A 15,540-nucleotide genomic window follows, 5' to 3' on the forward strand; every position below is an offset into this window, starting at 1 on the left:
TTTAGTTGATTAGAAGTTGATTATTGCTTTTAATTAGACTTAAATGCTAGATACAATAATTATAAAGATAGCTTAAAATCATGTTATGAAAAACAGGGGTTTTAGGCTATTTTTTGTGCTTTCGTCTAAAAATTTGTTAGAGTCTATAGTCTGAACATAATTTGGTAAAAGTTGTTTAAATTAGGGAGTCATAAAATTAAGAAGAGCTAGTCAAATAGTTAAAGCAGATTATGAATTTTTATTCATGCATTTAGACGGAAAACAGCTGCAAAAATTAGGTAAATTAGTTGCAGATAAAAAGTTAGATTTGATAAAGAATTCGCCTTTAGTGATCTACAAGCAGCTTGTGATTATGTAGCAACTGGCCACGCTAATGGAAAGACTATTATAGACGTAGCGAGATAACAGTAGAATCTAGTGCAAAATTATTTTTTGTATTAAGTTATTTTAAAGTATAATGTTATATTGGAGGTTTATTACATATGTAAAAATCTTATCTATATTGTGAGAGGTGTTAGGTATGAGTACATTTAATGAATTGGTTAATCAAATAGATGATCAGTTAACCAATCAAAGGGACAGAGGTACAGCTTTTGAGAAGTTAGCTGTGGCTTACTTAAAAAATGAACCGGCATTTAAAAATAAATACAGTAATGTCTGGATGTTAAATGAGGTCCCTGATGAATTTCAAATTTCAAAACAAGATACTGGAGTTGACATTGTTGCCCAAGATCGAGTAACAGGAAAGTTAACTGCTGTTCAAGCCAAGTATTATAAAGGAAAAGTAGGCAAAGATACAATTAATTCTTTTATTGCCGAAACTGGAAAAGAATATTATACAGATGGAATGATTATTTCATCTACTGATGATTGGAATAAAAATGCAAAAAAGGCAACAGAAGAATTATCAAAAGATATTGCAATTATAGGGTTATCTCAATTACAAAATGCTAACTTTGATTGGCAACTATTTGATTTTGATTCTTACAAGAAAGATTTAACATATAAAGCTAAAAAATTACGTGATTATCAAAAAGAAGCTATCTCTAATGCTTTGGCTTATTTTAAAGATCATAGTCGTGGAAAATTAATAATGGCTCCTGGAACTGGTAAGACGTTTACTAGTTTAAAGATAGCTGAAGCATTAATGAATGAAAGTGGGGGGGGGTACCTATAACATACTGTATTTAGTACCTAGTATTCAACTCCTCTCACAAACACTCTTTAACTGGAATTCTGATAAATCTGGTGACTTATCAATGATTTCTTTTTCTGTTGTTTCTGATAGAAAAGCAACAAAGAAGAAATCAGGAGAAGATGATTTAAGTGCGAAAGATATAGGTTTTCCTGCTACAACTAATGTAGACGAACTTATGGCGAATTATGTTAATATTAAAAAACAATCACAAAAAACAATGACAGTTGTTTTTTCGACATATCAATCAATTGATGTCATTTCTAAAGCACAGAAGCAAGGGTATCCTGAATTTGATCTAATTATTTCTGATGAAGCACATAGAACAACTGGAGCAAGTCAAATGGGCGATGCTAGTGTATTTACTAAGGTACATGATAATGATATTGTCAAAGGTAAACTACGCTTGTATCAAACTGCCACACCAAAAGTTTATGGCCCTGAAGCTAAGAAAAAAGCTGATGATAATAGTATGGTTATCTCATCGATGGATGATGAAACTAAATATGGAACAGAAATTTTTCGTTTAGGATTTGGGGATGCTGTTTCTCGTGGCTATTTGACTGACTATAAAGTTTCTGTATTAGCTGTTAGTGAAACCTTTGTTAATAAAGAAATGCAAAAAGTGATGGCGTCTAGTACAAGTGAGCTAAAAACATCTGATATTGGTAAAATTATCGGTGTCTGGAATGCTATGGTTAAAAGAAATGGTATTACCGGAGAAATTGATGGAGCCCCTATGAAACGTGCCATTGCTTTTACTGATACTATTGCACATTCTAAACAGATTGCTAAAGAATTCAACTATGTAATTAATGATTATCTTGGCGCACAAGCTGAAGATAGTTTTACTGTTGATGTTCATCATGTTGATGGTGGACTTAATGCGCTTCAAAAGAAAACAGAACTTGATTGGTTAGCTAGTGATATAGCTGATAATGAAGCTAGATTATTATCAAATGTTCGTTTCTTAACAGAAGGAATTGACGTGCCTAATCTTGATGCGGTTATTTTCCTATCTCCTAAAAAATCTCAAGTTGATATTGTACAAGCTGTTGGTCGTATTATGCGTAAATTTGAAGGTAAGGAATATGGATATATTATTATTCCTATCGTTATTGATACTAATTCAGATCCAGCAGATGTTCTTGATAGTAATGATAAATATAAAGAAGTATGGCAAGTATTAAATGCTCTACGTTCTACTGATGAACGTTTTGATGCTGAGATTAATAAGCTAGAGCTTAATAAAAAGAAAAGTGGACGTATTAATATTATTGGTACAAATACTTCTCCAGATCAACCAATTACAGAAGATGATGGAAAAGATATTGAAAATGGAGAAGGTAATCAACCTGTTCAACTAGAATTGAATTTAGAAGAAATGGCTGGTTTAGAAAAAGCTTTCTATGGTCGAATTGTCCAAAAAGTTGGTGATCGTCGCTATCTTGAAGATTGGTCTAAAGACGTTGCTGAGATTGCTAAACGTCATATTACTAAGATTAATGATTTGATTGATAGTCAACCAGGAGCAAAACAAGCTTTTGATGTATTTTTAACAAGTTTACAGCATAACATTAATTCATCAGTTGATAAGAAACAAGCTATTGAAATGTTAGCTCAACATCTTATTACTCAACCAATTTTTGAAGCTTTATTTGAAGGATATAGCTTTGTCAAGGATAATCCTGTATCTCATGCGATGAACGATGTTGTTTCAGCCTTTTCAGTCTTTGGATTTGATAAGGAACAAAAAGAGCTAGCACCATTCTATGAATCTGTAAAACTGAGAGCATCAGGAATTGATAATGCTGAAGCTAAGCAAAAGATAATTATTACACTTTATGATAAATTCTTTAAAACTGGTTTTAAGGAAACGACAGAACAGTTAGGTATTGTATTTACACCAGTTGAAGTAGTCGACTTTATTATTAAATCAGTTGATTATGCTTTAAATAAGTATTTTGGAAAACATCTTTCAAGTAAAAATGTACATATTTTGGATCCATTTACAGGGACTGGTACATTTATGACAAGAACGCTCCAATATTTCAAGCAGCAAATGGATAATGGAGAGATTACGTTTGAAGATATTCTTCACAAGTATAATCATGAATTACATGCTAATGAAATTGTATTATTGAGTTATTACATTGCTTCAATCAATATCGAAGCAGTTTTTGATGAAGTAAATGGTCCTGAACGTGGCTATGAACCATTTGAAGGAATTGTTTTGACGGATACTTTTGAAAGTACTGAACGTGAAAATTCATTTATGGATGAGTTATTAGGCGAAAATAATAAACGATTGAAGAAACAACAGGAACAGCCGATTACGGCTATTATCAGTAATCCACCATACTCTGCAGGACAAAAGAACGCCAATGATGACAATCAGAATATACGATATGAAAAATTAGAAGAAAGTATTCAAAAGACTTATGCTAATAATAGCAAAGCCAACTTAAGTAAAGGTACTTATGACAGTTATGTTAAAGCTTTTAGATGGGCAACTGACCGATTAACTAATAAGGGTGTAATAGGATTCGTAACTAATGGGAGTTTTCTAGATAATAAAAGTACTGATGGCTTAAGAGCATCTTTATATGAAGATTTTAATCATCTTTATATTTTTAATTTACGTGGAAATGCACGTACTAGTGGCGAACAAAGACGTAAGGAGAAAGATAATGTATTTGGACAAGGTACAAGAACAACAATTACAATTAGTATTTTAGTTAAAGATGGTACTGATGATCATGAAATTCATTATCATGACATTGGGGATTACTTAACTAGAAAAGCTAAATTGAACACTATTAAAGAATTTAGTTCAATTAATGGTATCGACTGGGATAAGATTACTCCTGATGATAACAATGATTGGATTAATCAACGTGATCCTAATTATCAAAAATATATAAGTATTGTTGGTGATGAGGAATCTCCGTTTTTATCAAATGCTGTAGGAGTAAGTACTGCTCGTGACAGTTGGGTGTCAGGTTTTTCAAAAGATGAAACAGTTAAAAATACTGAATTTATGGTAGATAATTATAATGATGCTTTGAAAAATAAAAAATCAGATGCCCCTAAGATTGACGATACAAAAATAAAGTGGACACGAGATTTAAAGAAGATGTATAAAAATTCTCAATACATAAAATTAGACAGCCATAATATTAGGTTGGAAATGTATCGACCATTTACTAAGAAATGGTTATATTATGATAAACAAGTAATTGAAAGTCCTGGACAATTTTCTACTAAATGGGGAGTAAGTAATTTAGCACTTATTACAACTGGTAGAAGTGCAAATAAGGGCTTTTCAACTTTACTAACTAGTGAGATACCAAGCATGGACTTATTAGAAAAAACTCAAAGCTTTATGCGATATGATAATTCGAATAATGAGAGCTTGTTACAAGGTAACAGTAATATGAATGAATTGTTTGCTGATAAATTAGGACTATCTATAGATAATACTTTTGCTTATGTTTATGGATTACTCAATTCAAAAGAATATCAAGCAAAATACACGAATGACTTAAAAAAAGATTTAGCAAGAATTCCAATTGTTAAGGATAAAGAAAAGTATGTAGAAATTGGTAAGAAATTGATGGATTTACACCTTAATTATGAAGAAGTACCAATGTACGAAGATATAGATATTGAAAGTAAAGATAACCCAAGTTATGAAGTTAAGAAGATGGAGTTTGATAAAATCAAAAATATTGAGACAAACAAAAAAGAAAAGGATAGATCTACAATTATCTTCAACACAGATATTACAATTAAGAATATTCCTGAAAAAGCTTACGAATATGTGGTTAATGGTAAATCTGCTATTGAATGGATTATGGATCAATACCAAATTAAAACAGATAAGAAGTCAGGTATCACAGATGATCCAAACGATTTTAGTGATGATCCCAAATATATTTTTAATCTCTTATTACGAATTATCAATGTTTCAGTTCAAACTGTTGATTTAGTTAATAGTTTACCTAAATTGGAAATAATAGAGTAAACATTTGCACAATAAAAAGCAAGTAATCGATTTGTATTTAAACAAATAAATTACTTGCTTATTTTTATTCTTCTACAGCAGTAGTAGGTTGTTCAGGAACATTGTCACCAGCATTGTCAGAATTGCCGGAATCATTGCTGGCACCTCCATTATCTGAAGGAGCAGGATTTGAATCAGTTGGAGTGCTTGCTCCACTACCAGATCCACTGCCACTACCTCCACCTTGAGGAGCAGTATACCCACCGCCATAGTAGTAACTAGATGCTGGTGCTTGATATGTTGTAGTATTACCTTGACTTGTATTTTGTTGATTTGATGATGTATCTTGTGTATCATCGCTTGATGAAACTGAACTTGAGTCAGTTGATTCAGATACACTTGAACTTACAGAACTACTTTGCTCAGAACTGCTAGAACTTTCCTTTTTCTTTTTCTTCTTTTTATGTTTTTTCTTTTTAGCAGCTTCAGCCTTATCATGTGCTTCTTTTTTAGCTTCTTTTTTAGCTTTTTTAATGCTTTCTGCTTTTCGAGAACTTGCTTTATAAGAAAATAAACTTTCATTAGAGGATTTACTTGATGATGTTATTGAACAAGCTCCTAGCGTCATTAATGTAAGCACAGAAAGGACAAAAATGCTTATTTTTCTCATTTATGTATACCTTCTTTTTTAGTACAGCTTTTAGCGACATCAGATTGCTGGTCGAAATATCTCATGTTCAATACTATCTTATAATATTAAAACGGTCAACATCAAGAATAGTAGTAATTTAGCAAATATTTTTGTTACATTTTAGTTCTTGCCAACGTATATATTATAGGACGTCCAAATAGACCAAAACGAAATGGCAGGAATTTAATATGAAAAACTTTGAACCCAATCGGGCATTTAATACAGAAGTCGCAGCAGCTTTAGGAATTTATCAAGCAATTTTGATTCAACAAATTCGCTATTGGCAAGAGAAATCAACACATGAGATTGATGGAAGAAAATGGATTTATAATACTTATCAAAATTGGTCCAAGCAGCTTACATTTATTTCAGAGCGAACCATTAGGAGAGAACTAAAGAAATTAGCTGAATTAAAGATTGTTAGAGTTGCGAAATACAATATTTCAAAATTTAATCATACAAAGTGGTATTCACTAGATGAGGAGAAGCTACAAGAATATTTAGACAATAAAACACCTAGATGTCGAAATGGACAAATTGGACAGATAGAGTGTCCTAGGGAAGATAATGGAAATGGAAAATCTGACCAGTTCAGAACTGGACAAGTTGACCACTTCAAAGACAATAAAGTACCTAAGAATACACCATTAAATAATCAACAAAAGATAAAGGAGATCCTGGGGTGTTTCAAAGAAGTTACCGGGCAGGTGTTTGATAAAGATAAATGGGGAATAAAATTGATTAAAGAAAGACTAGCGGCTGGAAATGATGTAGAACAATGTAAAAGCATGATAGTTTTGAAAGCTAAGCAGTGGAAAGGAACACATGTTGAAAAATTTATCCGTCCCCGAACATTGTTTGGTGATAATTTCAGTAAATACTATGCTGAATGTTATGCATATCATCGTGAAAACAACTATTTTGTTGATGACAAAGAAGAAAACATTGATCGAGGCAAACTAAATCAAGAAATAGATATGCTTTTAGCTAAGATTTGAGTGTTACAACAATACTATTTTTTTCGTATATATCAGTGAGAGGAGGAATTTGGAAAAGAAGGGGGATTTTCAATGAAATTAATCTTAACGAAATTAACATTTTGTGGCTGGATTTTAGGTTTTAAGCAAGAAGTAAGCTTTGAAAGAACCACGATTGAAAAAGAACCTGAATATAAAACAAATAGAAGTGAGTGACAGGCTTCTTGAATAATTAATATAAACAGGATTTAGAGTAAGTAGGAATTCGCTTTCATACTTACTCTTTATATATTTATAAATTGTGATAAGATGTAGTTAGAAGCTAATATGGGGAGGTTTTAACTATGAATGAAATTGAATTAGCCCATGTAAATGATGTTGACAGATGTTTGGAAATTATTGATAGTGGTAAGAAATTTCAAAATGATCAGGGATTTACTGAATGGACAGACAACTATCCTAATCGTGAAAGTATATTAGAAGATATTCTAGCTAATAAGGGATTTGTGTTACGTGTAGATGGTATTATTGCCGGCTATTTACGAATAGATTTTACAGGTATGCCATATTATAAAGAAATATTAGGAGATTGGCATACGGAAGAACCTTACGCAACAGTTCACAGTTTTGCAATAGCAGAAGAATATCGTAATCAAGGCCTAGCAAGTATTGCTTTGGAATTGGTGGAAAGATTGACATATGCTTGTCAAATTTATGGAGTTAGATTAGATACAGCTCTTGAAAATGAACGAATGAAACATATTTTGAAGAAGAATAATTATCAAATATGTGGGAAAGTTAATTTTAAGGGTGCAGATAGAGTGGCCTTTGATAAGGTGTTGAAAGAAAAATTTTAATTAAAAAGGCTTTTTGTCTAAAAATTAATTTTGAATAAAATTTGAAACAAAATATAATTAAAGAAAAAAAGCCTAGAATGTTAGTGTAATAAGTTAACTTTCTTTATTAATTTATGATAGATACGTTGATTGAACCAAACTTCACTGACCTTAGAATCTAAGCTAGATAAATCAAGCCAAGCAATTTGACTATTTTCATCAGGTTTAATACGTAATGGCATAGTAGTATCAGCTTCGAATAGATAAGTAATGTTTAAATGTAAGTGTGAAGAAACATATTCTCTACGTTTTTCATGACCATCAACAGTTAGAACTTCAAGCGAGAAAATATTGTCTGATAAAAATTTAACATCAGTTAGGCCGCTTTCTTCTTGAATTTCTTTGAGAATTACTTGCTTTAAATTCGAGTTGCCATCAGCATGTCCACCAAGCCAGGACCAAGATTGATAGATATTGTGATAAGCCATTAGAACTTTACTTTTATCAGGGCTGATAATCCAAGCTGATACGGTAAAGTGAGCTAATTTATTTTTACGAGTAAAAATATCTTTGGCATTAGCAAGTTGGTCAATAATAAGCTGCTTATCTTGTTTTTCTTGTTCGTTAAAAGGAATATATGATTTAAGTTGGGACAATAAGTTATTCATAGTAAATCCACCTCCTGAAAGATTGCAAATCAATTATAGCATTTAAAGAGAATGAAAAGACAGTCGAGAATGACTGTCTTTTTTCTATGATCTATTAAAATAGCAGAATTTGTTCACGAGATATTTGTGGCATTCTTCAAGAATTTCATCTGTATTTGTTGAATCAATATCATCACAGAGAAAAACAAAACTTTCTTTAATAAGTTGGTAAAGCATTTCCTTAATATAAATATCACGAGGAATATCTTTTAATGTACCGATATCAATGTAATCTGAAATCATAGAAATAGTTTTTTGTGCATCGAAATTCAGCAGACTTTCAATAGTATGCAAGAAATGAGCAGTAGCTTTTAAACTAGTTCTAAAACTTGTTTTCTGATTTAAAAAGGTAACGTAGCCTGATAAATCTTTGAATTTAAATGAGATGTCATGATGATTAGTATCCCAAATAGATTCAACTAGGTAAAGATTAATCCAAGTAGCAGGGTGCTGAGAAGAACGAATGAAACAATGGGAGTCAGAAATAGCAGACGTATATGCCTGAAATTTATGATGTTTCTTGACCATTTCAGTAATTAACTTGGTGAAACATATACCATTTATTTTATTAAATAGGGTTGTCGTAGAAAGTTTCGATAATATGATACCTTGGTTTTTATCAAAAATAATTGACTTATATTTTGAGTCATTATTATGAATGTTGAATGCAAAGTAAGTAGAATTTTTCTGTACGATGTAAACTGGTCTATGTTTTCCAATCTTCAATAATTTATCGATAGCAATCTCGCTATCAATATTAAACCAGTTACTGGTATATATCATATTTCCCCTCCTTTGAGTATTTTTTTATATTTTATAAGTAAATAATCTATCAAAAAATCAGCTATAAATCAATATTTTTTTATTTATTTGTAAAATTAATTTTAGCTTACGGAATTTCAGAAAAATGACGGTAAATTAATTAGGTATTGATAAGTATTAAGTTATAAGACTGATAACGAATACATGGTGAAAAATCAAGAGTAAAATATTTTGCAACACATCCTGAAATGAACATTTTTGATAGGGTGCATGGATTTTAAAGTCTGTTTATTCTTAATGAGTACAAGGCGCCAGTACAAATTATTTTTAGAGGTGAAATAGTGAAACGAGGGTTTGAATACGCATTGAAGAATAACAGACTTATTTATGGAGTGCTAGCACAGTTAAATTACAAGGTGGGGCATCCTGATTTTGAGGATATGTTTGAAGAAGCGAGAATTTTACTAGCTGAGATATATACCGAATATTATCGTAAAGAAAATGCTAAAGAGGAATGCGGAAGTTATATGTTTCAAAAACTAAAGTGGCGCTTATTGGATAAATTAAGGCAAAAGAAACGTAAGCAAGTAGAAGTGTGTTTTAGTCAGTTAGCCAATGAGAATGATAAATTACCCCAAATAGAAGAAATTATCGAAACTGGGGATAACATTGAGATTAGCGATGCTCTATATCAGTTATATAAAAGGTGTACTGATAATGAAAAAATGTTGTTGAGCTATTATAGTGTAGGGATAACTAAGACTACAGAAATTGCGAAGCTGATGGGAAAATCACGAATGACAATTAATCGCTGGAGAAAAAACATCCAAGAGAAATATTTAGAATTAAATAATGGAAAATAAAAATGCATGTTACAAATGGACAAAAAATTACGTATATATCTATGTAAGCTTCAAAATAAGCTTAACAATAATTTAAAGGAGGCCGTTAAAATGGCAAAAGAAGTTAAAAAATCTGTATTATACATTTATGGTACCAAGGAGGATGGAGATACGCGTCGTCGTTCCTATCATAATTTAGTGAATAATGTCGGTACTGAAAAGTTATCTGCATTTGGAAAAATTATTGGTGAATTATCTGGAGAAGAAACTCAAGATATTGAAATTGTCGAAACTAGCATGGTTAAGGATTAATTAAGGAGGAATTTAAATGAAAGTTAGAGCATTAAATCTTGGATTCAAAGCAGCAGACGGAAAACATCATACATTAAAATTAAATAATGTATCCACAAATCTTGATGAGAGTAAACTTCGAGAAGCAATGAATAAGTTAGTTGAATTAGATATGTTTCAAGACAAATTTGGAACAAAGTTATATGCAGAGGCAGTTAGTGCGAAGTATGTTGATACAGAAACTCAAACAGTTTTTACAGTTGAAGACTAAGTAAAATTTGAATAAGCAATAAGACATGTCAGAAATGATATGTCTTTTTAACGTTGAAATAAATTTATTTAATGCTATAATCTTATATATAGAACGTATGTTTGCAATGGAGATAACTTATGCCAAATTATGTCATTGTAAGAAATAGAGATGAAAAAACAATAGAATATTATCGACAAAAGACGAAGACGTTTGTCGGAAGTCTTCAAAGTGCTAGTAAATGGAATAGTAAAAAAATGGCACAACCAGCTTATGATAAATTAATCAAAAATGGTGAAAAGAACTTAGAAATAGTAGATAGCGATGAAATTAAAATAACAATTCAGACAGATAAATGGGAAGACTATGCTAAAAGAATCGCACATGCTGATAATAAGACTTTTTATCAAGAAGTAGAAAAAGTGGCGACTTTCCTAATAGCTAGTCCTTTGATAGTTGAGGAAATTAGAAAAGAAATCTCACAGGAAGATGGCGTTGTACTACAAGATATTTTACATACTGTAGAGTTAGGCGACTATAACAAAGATGAGGGGCTTGAATTATTGGGAGACTTGCGTAGTAGTCGTCAAAAACGAAGAAACTATAAAGATAAGCAGGAAGTTATGAATATGTTGCTAGGTGGCGATGAAAATACTGGTTCGCAATATGCGATGGATGCGTTAGATAAGATAAAAGAAGTAACAAGTCCTAGAAGTTATCAGTATCGTAATCCAAAACTCAAACAAAAATATAGTAAGTTATTATAATCTAAACAAATAAAAACTATTGAAAAATTAATTAAGCGTGTTTGGAAGCTGGTAAAATAAGGGATTTTAGAGCTTTATATATTTTTTTCGAACATATTTTTGATAAAAATACTGGACAGAACAATCGAACGTATGTATTATAAGTTACATAAAGAATACGTGTTCGAAAAAAAGTAAAGGTGAGATTAATATGAATCGAGTATATGAAGGAATCCAATTTGCAACAGTAACAATCACATTATCAGCAGTAATTACATTGATCACGTTATTTGTTACACCATCTGTATGGCAATTAATGTTGTTAATTACAGGAGAAGTTATCGTCATTAATGCTGCTTACTTAACATTTGTATTGATATTACTAGGACTTAAGAACTTATTAGATTATTGGGAAAAGAATCAAAATAGATTTAAATCAGATAAATCCAAATTCAAATATTTAAATTAGATTTTTTCTATTGACTATTAGTAATTGATTTGTTAATATTTTAGTGTTGTATTTGTGCATATCACATCTGCAACCGCACGTTTTAAGTTTAAGTATCTCTTTGGAGGTCACTACATTACGGCGAGTCTAAGTATTTTAAGAGGAGGTGCACATAGATGTACGCAATTATTAAAACAGGTGGCAAGCAACTTAAAGTTGAAGCTGGTCAAACAATTTACGTAGAAAAGCTTGATGCAAAAGAAGGCGACAAGGTAACTTTTGATAAAGTTGTTTTTGTTGGTGGCGATAAGACAGTTATCGGTACTCCTTTTGTTGAAGGTGCTACAGTTGAAGCTACAGTTGAAAAACAAGGTCGTGCTAAGAAAGTTGTTACTTTCAAGTACAAGCCTAAGAAGCATCAACACACAAAGCAAGGTCATCGTCAACCATACACAAAGGTTGTTATTGACTCTATCAATGCTTAATTTGTCTAAAAGGTTGGTATTAGAATGATTAGAGCAAGATTTTTATATCGTGATAAGTTAATTTCTGGCTTTGAAATGCGTGGTCATGCTGATTCCGGCGAATATGGACAAGATATCGTTTGTTCAGCTGTTTCAGTGTTAGCTATAAATACAGTTAATAGTCTTGAGAAACTTGCTAACGCCAATTTGAATATCGTTTCTGATGATGAAAATGGCGGACTGTTAGAAGTACATGTTAGTGAGAACTTTCTTTCAAATGAAAGTGTAAAGTTATTATTAGCTAGTTTAAAACTAGGACTTGAAGATGTTGAAAAAATGTACGGTGATTTTATAAAAATCGAGAATAACTAATTATTAGGAGGTGCAATCATTATGTTAATGAATTTACAATTCTTCGCTCATAAAAAGGGTGGTGGTTCCACAGCTAACGGCCGTGATTCACAATCTAAGCGTTTAGGTGCTAAGAGTGCTGATGGACAAGTTGTTACAGGTGGTTCTATCTTATACCGTCAACGTGGTACACGTATTTACCCAGGTGTTAACGTTGGTATGGGTGGTGACAACACATTATTTGCAAAAGTTGCAGGTGTTGTTAAGTTCGAACGTAAAGGACGCGACAAGAAACAAGTTTCTGTTTACCCTGTTGCTGAATAATATATAGTTTAAAAACGTCTTAAATCTTTGGTAGGTAAGGATTTAAGACGTTTTTTTGTTATCATTACTTTTTCAAAAGAGATTCTTTAAAATTAGTAATAATCAAATTGAAGTATTAATTAATAATTGAAAATAATTTATTCTCTAGTGCCATATTTTGACCATTCTAGCTGCATTTCTCCAGAAGTTTTCATGCCTGCTGGGGTGCTTTGAAGTGCATCTTGTTCAGACATGCCATGCTGTATTTTATAATAAGCAGGGGAAACACCATATTCATTTACGAAATCAGAAAGAGTACCCTGATAATTATAAGGATCATTTTGTGAATTTGAAGTTTGCTTGTTAGCCTGATATGTATTATTATTGTTTTGCGCTTGTTGAGTATTATTTCGTGTTTGATAACTATCAGAATTTTGTTGTTGAGTTACTTGTTGCGAATTAGTAGCTGCAGTATTTTCAGAGGCTGCTTTCTCACTTTCTGCCTTTTTAGATTCACTCTGTGTTTTCTTGATAGACGATTCCTTTTTCTTCAACTCAGCTTTAGCTTTTTTGATAGATGATTCTTTAGCCTTCAACAAACTAGATTTAGAAGAATCAGAGCTAGCCCTGTCACTTGAATTAGAGTTAGAACATGCCCCTAGTAAACTTAGTGATAGTAAAGAAATAGTTATAATATTAAATTTTCTCATATAAAAAAACTCCTAATTATAAATAGATGTTAAACATTAATTATAGTAATACAAATTAGGATAGTTTGTGAAGAAATAGCTGAGCTTATTAGTAAAAAACTATATAATAGATATATGGGAACGTTTTTCATAATAATGGGGGATGAGCAATGAAAATTATTGATAAATTCTCGATTAAAACAATTACACTTTTAACAGTAGATGAAGATTTACCTGAAAATATAAGGGTTGGTTATAAAGCTGAAATAGATGGTAAGGCATTTACTATCACAGGCATTCCAATTATTGAAACAAATCCACCTTCTATAAATAAGAGAACTTTTATGATAGATAGAACAGATGAAGTCGATGTAAAACAGATCGTTAAATTCTATAAAGCATAATTATTAATCTAAAATCTAGGAGTATATATGAACATTCTATTTTTTACTGTAGCTAAAAATGGAATAATTTTTTATTAAGAATAAGTTCAATAATGGCTTAATTAAAAAGGGATTGAATATCACTATGGATAAATCGAAGAAAACATGGAAAATTGATGGCTATGTATGGTTACATTGTCCTGTGTGTGGTCATGAAGTAATGGATTACGATATTTGTGATAATTGTGGATGGCAAAATACAGGAATTATAAATTATGATGGTGGTCCTAATCATATGACTTTAGAAGAAGCGAAGAAAGCATATAAAGAAGGACGACCAATTAATTAATAGTTTCATTTTAGAATCATTAAAATTAGGAGGTGGAAAAATAGATTTAAGACCTTATTTTGGAAAAAATATGATAGTTACTGACGTTGATAATATTATTTATAAAGGCTTTGTTGCAGTTGGAACAATTCCAGGAGACTCTGATGATAATTGCTATGAAATTGATTTAATAGGTACAAAACAATATGGTGATAGTTATTTTACTTTAACAGAGTATGAAATAAAATCTATTGAACTAGATCCTGATAAAGAAGATTTGCGTAAATCAGAATGAAAACTAGATTTTAGTTTAGGATGTGATAACTGTGAAGTTAAACTATGTTTTCCTTTTTCTATCTGATCCTTTAGATTCAAGAATTCCAGATGTTGAATATGAAAAGGAATATAAAGCAGCAAGCAAGTATTTTTCCGTAGGTTTGATAAATCAGGAACGATTATTTGAAGATAATGTAGTAACTACAACGTATAAAATTAGTAATGATGACATTATTGTTTATCGTGGTTGGATGCTGAAGCCTCAATTGTATGATAGATTAGTTACTTATGTTGAGAAAAATGGTGGACAGATGTTTACTAATTTATCAGAATATGAATATACGCATTTGATTCCAAATTGGGTTAAGGACAATAGTAATCACGTAAAAACCAAATGGACAATAGATTTGTCAGATAAAAGCATAATAAAACTTCTTGAGGAATTTAATGGAGCTGTTACTATAAAAGATTTTGTAAAGAGCAGAAAATATGAATGGGATGAAGCTTTTTATATTCCTGATGTTTCTGATACTAAGAATGCACTGCGAGTTATCCATAACTTTATTAATAGACAGGGTAGTGAGCTAATTGGAGGATTAGTAATTCGTAATTTTATTGAGTTAAAAAATATAGGCAGACATCCTAAAAGTCATACGCCAATTTTTGAAGAATACCGAGTGTTTTATATAGGTAATAAGCCACTTGTAGTTATTAATTATTGGAATGATAGAAAAATTAATCTTTCTACAGAAGATAAAAAAGTCATTATGAATGCTCCTAAAGAGGTTAAAGCGAAATTTTATACAGTTGATTTTGCAAGGAAATCTAACGGAAAGTTAATTATCATGGAAATGGGGGATGGTCAAGTTTCAGGACTTCAAGGATTTGATGAACAAAAATTTTATGATTTATTATGGGAAAATTTATCTGAGAGTAGAGCTTAATATCAGATTTAAGAGACAAAGTAGAAAAAATAAATTACTCAGAGTTTCTAA

19 protein-coding genes, 1 pseudogene and 1 other annotated feature are annotated in these 15,540 nt (G+C 31.1%); of the genes and pseudogenes, 16 read left to right on the forward strand and 4 right to left on the reverse strand.

Going from position 1 to position 15,540, the window contains the following annotated elements; genetic code table 11:
- The first annotated feature begins 520 nt into the window (after positions 1-520).
- Positions 521-5,222 (forward strand): annotated as a pseudogene (locus NOU10_RS01380) (type ISP restriction/modification enzyme).
- Between the two features lie 64 nt (positions 5,223-5,286).
- Here NOU10_RS01380 and NOU10_RS01385 read toward each other — a convergent pair.
- Entirely contained in the window at positions 5,287-5,871 is a 585-nt protein-coding gene (locus NOU10_RS01385) for a hypothetical protein (RefSeq protein ID WP_255905825.1), read from the reverse strand.
- A 209-nt stretch (positions 5,872-6,080) separates the two neighbouring features.
- On the opposite strand from NOU10_RS01385, the gene NOU10_RS01390 reads away from it, so the two are divergent.
- The 3 genes from NOU10_RS01390 (at position 6,081) to NOU10_RS01400 (ending at position 7,726) form a co-directional block, all read left to right on the forward strand.
- Positions 6,081-6,890, forward strand: coding sequence for a conserved phage C-terminal domain-containing protein (locus tag NOU10_RS01390; RefSeq protein ID WP_255905826.1), 810 nt, complete (start codon positions 6,081-6,083; stop codon positions 6,888-6,890).
- Between the two features lie 72 nt (positions 6,891-6,962).
- A complete protein-coding gene (locus tag NOU10_RS01395) occupies positions 6,963-7,085 on the forward strand; it encodes a hypothetical protein (protein ID WP_255905827.1) in 123 nt (40 codons plus the stop codon).
- Between the two features lie 128 nt (positions 7,086-7,213).
- On the forward strand, positions 7,214-7,726 hold the full coding sequence (locus NOU10_RS01400) for a GNAT family N-acetyltransferase (protein ID WP_160996084.1): 513 nt from the start codon (positions 7,214-7,216) through the stop codon (positions 7,724-7,726).
- 80 nt (positions 7,727-7,806) lie between these two features.
- Here NOU10_RS01400 and NOU10_RS01405 read toward each other — a convergent pair whose 3' ends face one another.
- Positions 7,807-8,373: an NUDIX hydrolase gene (locus NOU10_RS01405; RefSeq protein ID WP_255905828.1), complete on the reverse strand. Its 567-nt coding sequence runs from the start codon at positions 8,371-8,373 to the stop codon at positions 7,807-7,809.
- A gap of 84 nt (positions 8,374-8,457) precedes the next feature.
- A complete protein-coding gene (locus NOU10_RS01410; protein ID WP_161022342.1) occupies positions 8,458-9,195 on the reverse strand; it encodes a hypothetical protein in 738 nt (245 codons plus the stop codon).
- A gap of 320 nt (positions 9,196-9,515) precedes the next feature.
- Here NOU10_RS01410 and NOU10_RS01415 point away from each other — a divergent pair, with 320 nt between their 5' ends.
- The 8 genes from NOU10_RS01415 (at position 9,516) to rpmA (ending at position 12,890) form a co-directional block, all read left to right on the forward strand.
- Positions 9,516-10,037: a sigma-70 family RNA polymerase sigma factor gene (locus tag NOU10_RS01415; RefSeq protein ID WP_255905829.1), complete on the forward strand. Its 522-nt coding sequence runs from the start codon at positions 9,516-9,518 to the stop codon at positions 10,035-10,037.
- Positions 10,038-10,127: 90 nt separating this feature from the next.
- Complete coding sequence (locus NOU10_RS01420; RefSeq protein WP_035149809.1) at positions 10,128-10,328, forward strand: hypothetical protein; 201 nt, start codon at positions 10,128-10,130, stop codon at positions 10,326-10,328.
- A 16-nt stretch (positions 10,329-10,344) separates the two neighbouring features.
- Positions 10,345-10,578, forward strand: coding sequence for a DUF2922 domain-containing protein (locus NOU10_RS01425; RefSeq protein ID WP_003700343.1), 234 nt, complete (start codon positions 10,345-10,347; stop codon positions 10,576-10,578).
- A gap of 119 nt (positions 10,579-10,697) precedes the next feature.
- Complete coding sequence (locus NOU10_RS01430; protein WP_255905830.1) at positions 10,698-11,324, forward strand: hypothetical protein; 627 nt, start codon at positions 10,698-10,700, stop codon at positions 11,322-11,324.
- A gap of 190 nt (positions 11,325-11,514) precedes the next feature.
- Entirely contained in the window at positions 11,515-11,772 is a 258-nt protein-coding gene (locus tag NOU10_RS01435; protein WP_003707656.1) for a hypothetical protein, read from the forward strand.
- Positions 11,773-11,833: 61 nt separating this feature from the next.
- Positions 11,834-11,910, forward strand: a sequence feature (ribosomal protein L21 leader region).
- A gap of 17 nt (positions 11,911-11,927) precedes the next feature.
- Entirely contained in the window at positions 11,928-12,236 is a 309-nt protein-coding gene (gene rplU / locus NOU10_RS01440; RefSeq protein WP_081530567.1) for a 50S ribosomal protein L21, read from the forward strand.
- 24 nt (positions 12,237-12,260) lie between these two features.
- Positions 12,261-12,587: a ribosomal-processing cysteine protease Prp gene (locus NOU10_RS01445; protein ID WP_003700333.1), complete on the forward strand. Its 327-nt coding sequence runs from the start codon at positions 12,261-12,263 to the stop codon at positions 12,585-12,587.
- 15 nt (positions 12,588-12,602) lie between these two features.
- Positions 12,603-12,890: a 50S ribosomal protein L27 gene (gene rpmA / locus NOU10_RS01450; protein ID WP_269148430.1), complete on the forward strand. Its 288-nt coding sequence runs from the start codon at positions 12,603-12,605 to the stop codon at positions 12,888-12,890.
- Between the two features lie 137 nt (positions 12,891-13,027).
- On the opposite strand, the gene NOU10_RS01455 is transcribed toward rpmA, so the two are convergent.
- On the reverse strand, positions 13,028-13,579 hold the full coding sequence (locus tag NOU10_RS01455) for a hypothetical protein (protein WP_255905831.1): 552 nt from the start codon (positions 13,577-13,579) through the stop codon (positions 13,028-13,030).
- Between the two features lie 149 nt (positions 13,580-13,728).
- On the opposite strand from NOU10_RS01455, the gene NOU10_RS01460 reads away from it, so the two are divergent.
- From NOU10_RS01460 to NOU10_RS01475, 4 genes are all read left to right on the forward strand, one after another.
- A complete protein-coding gene (locus NOU10_RS01460; RefSeq protein ID WP_081509425.1) occupies positions 13,729-13,962 on the forward strand; it encodes a hypothetical protein in 234 nt (77 codons plus the stop codon).
- A 124-nt stretch (positions 13,963-14,086) separates the two neighbouring features.
- A complete protein-coding gene (locus tag NOU10_RS01465) occupies positions 14,087-14,290 on the forward strand; it encodes a CPCC family cysteine-rich protein (RefSeq protein ID WP_255905832.1) in 204 nt (67 codons plus the stop codon).
- Positions 14,291-14,360: 70 nt separating this feature from the next.
- Positions 14,361-14,564, forward strand: a complete 204-nt coding sequence (locus NOU10_RS01470; protein ID WP_225355518.1) for a hypothetical protein — start codon at positions 14,361-14,363, stop codon at positions 14,562-14,564.
- A 31-nt stretch (positions 14,565-14,595) separates the two neighbouring features.
- Positions 14,596-15,489: an ATP-grasp domain-containing protein gene (locus NOU10_RS01475; protein ID WP_255905833.1), complete on the forward strand. Its 894-nt coding sequence runs from the start codon at positions 14,596-14,598 to the stop codon at positions 15,487-15,489.
- The last annotated feature ends 51 nt before the right edge of the window (positions 15,490-15,540 follow it).

It is taken from the genome of Ligilactobacillus sp. MP3, assembly GCF_024436335.1.
GTDB classification, from domain to species: Bacteria; Bacillota; Bacilli; order Lactobacillales; family Lactobacillaceae; genus Ligilactobacillus; species Ligilactobacillus salivarius.

Bases quoted from the DNA above. Each gene is read 5' to 3' on its own strand.
- NOU10_RS01385 (WP_255905825.1), bottom strand. From the start codon at position 5,871: ATGAGAAAAATAAGCATTTTTGTCCTTTCTGTGCTTACATTAATGACG.
- NOU10_RS01390 (WP_255905826.1), top strand. From the start codon at position 6,081: ATGAAAAACTTTGAACCCAATCGGGCATTTAATACAGAAGTCGCAGCA.
- NOU10_RS01395 (WP_255905827.1), top strand. From the start codon at position 6,963: ATGAAATTAATCTTAACGAAATTAACATTTTGTGGCTGGATTTTAGGT.
- NOU10_RS01400 (WP_160996084.1), top strand. From the start codon at position 7,214: ATGAATGAAATTGAATTAGCCCATGTAAATGATGTTGACAGATGTTTG.
- NOU10_RS01405 (WP_255905828.1), bottom strand. From the start codon at position 8,373: ATGAATAACTTATTGTCCCAACTTAAATCATATATTCCTTTTAACGAA.
- NOU10_RS01410 (WP_161022342.1), bottom strand. From the start codon at position 9,195: ATGATATATACCAGTAACTGGTTTAATATTGATAGCGAGATTGCTATC.
- NOU10_RS01420 (WP_035149809.1), top strand. From the start codon at position 10,128: ATGGCAAAAGAAGTTAAAAAATCTGTATTATACATTTATGGTACCAAG.
- NOU10_RS01425 (WP_003700343.1), top strand. From the start codon at position 10,345: ATGAAAGTTAGAGCATTAAATCTTGGATTCAAAGCAGCAGACGGAAAA.
- NOU10_RS01430 (WP_255905830.1), top strand. From the start codon at position 10,698: ATGCCAAATTATGTCATTGTAAGAAATAGAGATGAAAAAACAATAGAA.
- NOU10_RS01435 (WP_003707656.1), top strand. From the start codon at position 11,515: ATGAATCGAGTATATGAAGGAATCCAATTTGCAACAGTAACAATCACA.
- rplU (WP_081530567.1), top strand. From the start codon at position 11,928: ATGTACGCAATTATTAAAACAGGTGGCAAGCAACTTAAAGTTGAAGCT.
- NOU10_RS01445 (WP_003700333.1), top strand. From the start codon at position 12,261: ATGATTAGAGCAAGATTTTTATATCGTGATAAGTTAATTTCTGGCTTT.
- NOU10_RS01455 (WP_255905831.1), bottom strand. From the start codon at position 13,579: ATGAGAAAATTTAATATTATAACTATTTCTTTACTATCACTAAGTTTA.
- NOU10_RS01460 (WP_081509425.1), top strand. From the start codon at position 13,729: ATGAAAATTATTGATAAATTCTCGATTAAAACAATTACACTTTTAACA.
- NOU10_RS01465 (WP_255905832.1), top strand. From the start codon at position 14,087: ATGGATAAATCGAAGAAAACATGGAAAATTGATGGCTATGTATGGTTA.
- NOU10_RS01470 (WP_225355518.1), top strand. From the start codon at position 14,361: ATGATAGTTACTGACGTTGATAATATTATTTATAAAGGCTTTGTTGCA.